General features: G+C 41.2%; 5 protein-coding genes (1 of these 5 only partly in view). 4 read left to right on the plus strand and 1 reads right to left on the minus strand.

Going from position 1 to position 6,850, the window contains the following annotated elements; genetic code table 11:
• Nucleotides 1–57: 57 nt before the first annotated feature.
• Nucleotides 58–2,352, minus strand: coding sequence for a carbohydrate binding family 9 domain-containing protein (locus PPIS_RS03375; protein WP_010375576.1), 2,295 nt, complete (start codon nucleotides 2,350–2,352; stop codon nucleotides 58–60).
• Nucleotides 2,353–2,563: 211 nt separating this feature from the next.
• Between PPIS_RS03375 and PPIS_RS03380 the strand changes: the two genes are divergently transcribed.
• The 4 genes from PPIS_RS03380 to pgsA form a co-directional block, all read left to right on the plus strand.
• Nucleotides 2,564–3,709, plus strand: a complete 1,146-nt coding sequence (locus tag PPIS_RS03380; protein WP_010375580.1) for a dicarboxylate/amino acid:cation symporter — start codon at nucleotides 2,564–2,566, stop codon at nucleotides 3,707–3,709.
• 259 nt (nucleotides 3,710–3,968) lie between these two features.
• Complete coding sequence (gene uvrY, locus PPIS_RS03385; RefSeq protein ID WP_010375582.1) at nucleotides 3,969–4,619, plus strand: UvrY/SirA/GacA family response regulator transcription factor; 651 nt, start codon at nucleotides 3,969–3,971, stop codon at nucleotides 4,617–4,619.
• A gap of 11 nt (nucleotides 4,620–4,630) precedes the next feature.
• Entirely contained in the window at nucleotides 4,631–6,454 is a 1,824-nt protein-coding gene (uvrC, locus tag PPIS_RS03390; RefSeq protein WP_010375583.1) for an excinuclease ABC subunit UvrC, read from the plus strand.
• Nucleotides 6,455–6,496: 42 nt separating this feature from the next.
• Nucleotides 6,497–6,850, plus strand: partial view of a CDP-diacylglycerol--glycerol-3-phosphate 3-phosphatidyltransferase gene (pgsA, locus tag PPIS_RS03395; RefSeq protein WP_010375584.1) — the 5' portion only. 192 nt of this gene lie beyond the right edge of the window; the window shows 354 of its 546 coding nt (coding positions 1–354); the start codon lies at nucleotides 6,497–6,499; the stop codon falls past the right edge of the window.

Here is a 6,850-nt window from a genome sequence, read left to right on the forward strand (position 1 = left end):
TTGGCTATAAGATATATCAAATTTGCTTATAGCCAATAGTTATTTAAAGGTTGATATTTAAATCAACCAGGCATAACTGAACTTCATAAATACCGTCTTTTCGTCTTTAGTTATCTTTGACAAATCATCGTCTTGATAACCATGATCGGAATAGCCTGCAAAGAAAACGGTTTGTGGGTTTAGTTTGTAGGAATAGAGCAGTTGGGTACTGATGCTTTTATAAGTCGCATCAACATCGTCATTATAATTGCTCTGGTTTCTCGAAATATCCGTGTTGATGATTGCCAATCTCAGATAGCTATTAATGTTAAATTGGTAAGTCAGGCGTATATCGCTCAGATTTGCGGTATAAACTTTTGCGCCATTCGCTTTCATTTTTTCGAATGTATGGCGCAATCTAACTTCAAAATGTTTGCCAAGATTGACGTTAATAACTGGGCGGGCGAAGTACAAATCACCAAGACGGTTGTTTGCAAGATCAACGCGGTTTCCTTTACTTAAGTTCAAGCCTGCGAAAACGCCGGCCATTGGCTTGAACTCCATATAGGTCCACTGTGAATTCTCGGTAAATAGATCGGTATTGCCGTCAATCGCAAGGCGGGTTTCATCATGTCGCAGTCCAGTGCGTTTTCTATGTTCAACACCGAAATCAAGAAAGCTTTGCAATGGGCCGTCAACTGCAAAGTTGGTTTGCACTTCTTTTTCTAATAACTCGCCTTGCTCGTTGTGGGAAATATCCCAGTCGGCGTACCAACGTGCACGGTTCCACCAGTTGTTGTCATCGCCATACCAACGGTACTCACCGCCAAAAAGAAATTTATTAAAGTCGACCTGAGTGATAAAGCCCATATCGGTTCTAAGTGCGGCATCGCGAGCTTGATAACTGGTAAATGCCTTCCAATACTTGCGATTGTGCTCATAATTAACGTAATAGCCAGCACCTCGGTCATCTTCGTCAATCACTCTGAGTACGCTTTCGTTTAGGTCGCACTCAGCGAGCGTGTTATCACATAACGATTCAACAAAAGCGCTATCATAGTTTGTATCTGAACCAATTAACTGCACTTGTAGGGTATCGTTATCTGTTGGCTTGTATTTGGCGTCTATACTCGCAACTTGGTTGCGATAGTCGTCGCTTTGCCTGGTCGTCGATGTCACGCCTACAGACAAGGTTTTGTTTATGTCATGACGGTATCTCAGTGCCATGTTTTGGCTATTTCTCTCTAATGAGACAACGCTCGAGCCCAAATTTCCAGGAACAACGACATTGAGTCTTTCATCGTTGGCAATAAATCCTGCAAAAGTGTGACCGTTTTTATTACCGGTAAGCTTGACGCCATAATCGGGTGCTGAAATGTTCCGAGTATGAATAAGGTTAAGGTGAGAAGAAAAGTAATCGGAATTATCTAAAAAGAACGCCCGTTTTTCAGGGAAAAATAGGCTAAAGCTATTGTTAACGCTCAATTGTCCTGTGTCAGCTTCAACTTGTGAGAAATCAGGGTTTAATGTTGCGTTTAGCGTCGTGTCTGGTGTGATAGCCCACTTTACGTCTAAACCCGGCTCGACATTATTGTCGGCTTGCCACGGCTCTGCGATACCATCATTAATGTCGCGAGATTCTTGCCTATTGGTGACAAGTGTTGGAATAACGGCAAAGTTACTACCTTGCTTAGCCTTAGCAAATCCTTGATATTTTGGCATCTGACAGATCCAGCAAGAATTTGCATGTCGCAATTGCATGCTGGAGATACGCAACCTTTCATTTCTTGGATAAAAACGCAGAAACTCTAAAGCCATGGTTTTGCTCTCAAGGGAGTCGTTAAAATTTAATACACGAAGTGGGATTTCAACTTCAACAACATAACCATCTTTATTGATCTTTCCGACGCTATCCCAGATCCCATTCCAAGAACCATTCTCACTTTTAGTGAGTTCGTTTTCAATTGAGTCTTGTTGTACACCTAGTGGATTGATGAAAAACTGATAAGCGCTTTGGGCGTTGTTAAATGAATCAATTTTAATGCCGACAAGATCATCTTCCCAGGCGCGGTCACGGTCACGATAAAATGCGCGGATCAACTCAGGATTAGGGTCCTTTGCATCAAAAGCAATAAATAAAGATTGACCATTCTCATATACGTAGGCCTTAGTTTGTACTGGACTTGATTGGTTCTCGTATGGCCAAGTGATGTTGTTGATATCTATTTCTAATGCACGTTGCCAAATATCGGCTTCAAGTACACCATCAATTTTTGCAGAGCTATCGATAAATGGGATTTTATTTGGGTCTAGTGCCCATGTTTGGCTAGATAGACTAAGTACGACAAAAGAGTAGGTTACAGCTTTAAGCATGAATTTAATTATTATACAGAGACTTTTGTCAGTATTAGATAATATGCAATGAGCTGAAACAATTTATTTTCGTCAAGTTGCAATTATTTACGTTAGGTGGCGAATATGTATACATAAAATGTACAAATCGATTTATCTCCATCGAATTAATAGCAAAGATGGTCAAAAACATGTTACAACAACGCCTTTGAAAATCTGCTAGGAAGTAACTATGTCTCTTATATTGAAGCTAGTGGCGGGTATCGTCGCTGGTATGTTGGCGGGTCTGTACTTGCCGACTGTGTTAGTTGAGCTCTTATACACCTTCAAGGTGATCATAGGGCAACTTATCAGCTTTACTATTCCTCTGATAATCCTGCTTTTTATTGCTTCAGGTATAGCAGGTTTACCAAAGGGATCGGGCCACTTGCTTGGTAAGACGGTCGGCTTTGCTTATGGGTCAACCATTATTGCTGGCACGTTAGCATTTCTATTAGTTAATGCTTTCATTCCATTTTTTGACGGTGGTGTTGCTTATCAAGCCGTGGAAGAATCTCATCTTAAGAGCTTTATTAATATCGAGATCCCTCCGCTGATGGGAGTGATGACGGCACTTGCAACTGCATTTATCTTTGGTATTGGGATGAGTCAGTGTGGTTTAACTAAACTTAAAGGCGTCACTGACGAAGCGAGAGATGTGGTAGATGCACTGCTTGCGAAAGTCATTATTCCAATATTACCACTTTACATTGCCGGTGTTTTTGCTGAAATGGCGGTAGCAGGTACGGTATTCGACACCCTGAGTACGTTTGGCGTGGTATTGCTTGCCGCGATTATTATGCATTGGCTATGGCTAAGCACTTTGTTTGTGGTAAGCGGCCTGTTACTTGGTAGAAATCCATTGGAATTAATCAAAAATATGCTACCTGCGTATTTTACTGCGATTGGTACTATGTCGAGCGCGGCAACTATTCCAGTGTCTCTTCGTGCAAGTAAATCTAATAATGTTAACGAAGAGGTTGCCAATTTTACCGTACCACTTTGTGCCACCATCCATTTGTCAGGGTCGACTATTACCATAGTGACTTGCGCAATGGCTGTGATGCTGCTTTCTCCTGAGATGGTTGTACCTTCATTGTCGGAAATGTTGCCATTCATCTTTATGCTTGGTGTAGTAATGATTGCGGCTCCTGGTGCGCCGGGTGGAGCGGTTATGTCTGCGCTTGGGCTATTGACCAGTATGCTTGGTTTTAATGAGGGCGCAGTGGCATTGATGATTGCTTTATATTTAGCGCAAGATAGTTTTGGCACAGCATGTAATGTAACTGGTGATGGTGTGATTGCACTTTGGGTCGATCAATTTTCAAAGCAAAGCTGAGTCATATAAAAATAAATCTACTATAAGTCGCTATGGCTAAAATGCCGTAGCGGCTGCCTTTAAAATCACAAAGCGGTGAAATTATAATCAACCAGCTTCTTCCATTAATTAACTATTTGGTTAATTCATATCAAAATTGTATTTTTCTCTTGTTTCTATCGTTATGCTTTTAAAAAATATGTGGTAATCTCAAACATCTGGAAGCGAGGCTGTTGGTTGCTTCGCTCCTTTTACCAATATATATGTAGAGGGTGTGCCATTGATTAATGTGCTTTTAGTTGATGATCATGAACTTGTCAGGACTGGCATAAAACGCATTTTAGATGATGTGCGTGGCTTTAAAGTGGTAGGAGAAGCCAAAACCGGTGAGGAAGCCGTAACCTTTTGTCGCCAAAGTGAGCCTGACATTGTGCTAATGGACATGAACATGCTTGGTATTGGTGGATTGGAAGCGACCAAAAAGATTTGCCGTTACTGTCCTGATATAAAAGTTATTGTGCTTACCGTGCATTGTGAAGATCCTTTTCCAAGCAAGGTAATGCAAATTGGTGCGCATGGTTACCTAACAAAAGGTGCTGGCCCTGATGAAATGATCAATGCAATACGTGCGGTTAATGCTGGTCAACGTTATATTGCGCCAGAAATTGCTCAGCAAATTGCCCTTGCGCAATTTAGTGGCCGCAATGACGAAAACCCTTTCCAATCGCTATCGGAAAGAGAATTGCAGATCATGCTCATGATCACTAAAGGTGAGAAAGCACAAAATATTGCAGATCGCTTGAACCTAAGCTCTAAGACGGTAAATAGTTATCGCTATCGCATGTTTGAAAAGCTCAATGTGAGCGGTGATGTAGAATTAACCCACTTGGCGATTCGCCATAAAATGATCGATATAGATAGCAGTCATTAAGTTCTTTTTAAATGACTGAATTTGACTACAAACCTTTCCTCAAGACATTAACAACAGAACCTGGTGTGTACCGCATGTACGATGTGGACGACCAGGTTATTTATGTTGGTAAAGCAAAAAACCTAAAAAAGCGAGTTTCTAGCTACTTCCGTTCAAATATCACAGATAGTAAAACGCGAGTATTGGTCAGTAATATTGACCATATTGAAGTAACGTTAACGAATACCGAAACCGAAGCGCTGCTTTTAGAAAATAACTTAATTAAGAAATATCAGCCGAGATATAACATCCTCTTAAGAGATGATAAAAGTTATCCATATATTTTCCTGAGCGCCCATCAACATCCAAGACTTGCATTTCATCGTGGTAGTAGAAAACAAAAAGGCGAGTATTTTGGTCCTTTCCCTAGCAGTGCTGCAGTATCGGAAAGTCTGAGGTTAATGCAGAAGATCTTCCCCGTTAGGCAATGCGAAGATGCGTATTACCGCGCACGCAGCCGACCTTGTTTGCAGTATCAGTTAAAAAGATGTTCAGGACCATGCGTTGGCAAGGTAAGCGACGAAGAATACCAAGAACAAGTAGCCATGGTTCGACAGTTTTTGACGGGACGCTCTCAGGACGTTATTTCAGCACTGGTGGAACGAATGGAAAGCGCCAGTATGTCTTTGGATTTTGAGAAAGCAGCGAAACACAGAGATCAAATTGCTTTATTAAGGCAAATGCAAGAACAGCAGTCCATTGCAGGAAACTTTGCAGAGCTTGATGTCATCGGTTATGAGCAGAAGAACGGTTTAGTGGCCATTCATGTACTGATGATAAGGGAACATAAGGTACTTGGGACGAAAACACATTTTCCAAAAGTACCAAAAGATTCTGGCGCAGATGAAGTGCTAACTTCTTTCATCGGACAGTATTATATTTCAACGGGTAACCACGCTAGAATTGCTAAAGAAATTGTATTGCCATTCGAAATAGAAGAGGGAAGTGCATTAGAAGCTGCGCTGACCCAAGTTTCGAAGCGCAAAGTTAATTTCAAATGTAACGTTCGTGGGGAGCGAGCCCAATATCTTGCATTGGCAAATAAAAATGCGCAAAACAGTATTGAAGTTAAACAAAGTGCACAAGACTCAATCACCAAACGATATGCCAAACTAAAAGCAGTGCTAGGGCTGTCAGATATTCAAAGAATGGAGTGTTTTGATATCAGCCATACCATGGGAGAAAACACGGTTGCATCGTGTGTTGTATTCGATGGTCAAGGGCCAAACAATAGAGAGTATCGCAGATATAACGTCACTGGGATCACCCCAGGGGATGATTACGCAGCGATGGATTTTGCATTAAATAAGCGCTACGGCAAAATGTCGGATGAAGCGAAAGTACCCGATATTATTTTTATTGATGGTGGTAAGGGGCAGTTAGGTAGGGCGGAATCTTTCTTTGCTGATTGGCAACTCAATAAAATGCCGATACTGATAGGGGTTGCAAAAGGCACAAGCCGAAAGCCAGGATTAGAAACATTGCTTATAGATGGTGGTCGTAAAACGGTGAATGTCGAAAGTGATTCACCTGCATTACACCTTATCCAGCATATCCGCGACGAATCACATCGCTTTGCAATTGCAGGGCATCGTAATAAAAGACAAAAACAAAGAACGCAATCTGTGCTTGAAGAGATTGAAGGCGTAGGTCAGAAAAGACGTCAGGCACTACTTAAGTTTTTAGGAGGCATGCAGGGAGTTAAATCTGCAAATATACATCAATTAAAGCAAGTTCCTGGGATCAGCCCTGAAATGGCTGAAAAGATATTTAATCATTTGCATGACAAAGCTTAAGCAATCATGCGAACATAGAAAAAAAGACAATACCAAGTAGTTATGTGGAATATTCCAAATACGCTCACAACATTTAGATTGCTACTCATTCCCGTGTTTGCAGTCGTTTTTTATCTTCCTTATTCATGGGCGTTTTTTGCCGCCGCTTTTATTTTCTGGTTAGCTTCTGTTACCGATATCCTCGATGGCTATCTTGCGCGTAAGTTGGAACAGTCAACGCCATTTGGTGCTTTTTTAGATCCTGTTGCCGACAAGGTGATGGTCAGTGTTGCTTTAGTGATACTTGCTACACATTATGATAATTATTTCATTACTATTTCTGCTGTTGTCATTATTAGTAGAGAAATAGTTATTTCTGCGTTGCGTGAATGGATGGCTGAACAAGGTAAAAGAGGA

Source organism: Pseudoalteromonas piscicida (assembly GCF_000238315.3).
GTDB lineage: Bacteria > Pseudomonadota > Gammaproteobacteria > Enterobacterales > Alteromonadaceae > Pseudoalteromonas > Pseudoalteromonas piscicida.

Coding starts and splice junctions, on each gene's coding strand:
- PPIS_RS03380 (WP_010375580.1), top strand. CDS start 2,564: ATGTCTCTTATATTGAAGCTAGTGGCGGGTATCGTCGCTGGTATGTTG.
- uvrC (WP_010375583.1), top strand. CDS start 4,631: ATGACTGAATTTGACTACAAACCTTTCCTCAAGACATTAACAACAGAA.
- PPIS_RS03375 (WP_010375576.1), bottom strand. CDS start 2,352: ATGCTTAAAGCTGTAACCTACTCTTTTGTCGTACTTAGTCTATCTAGC.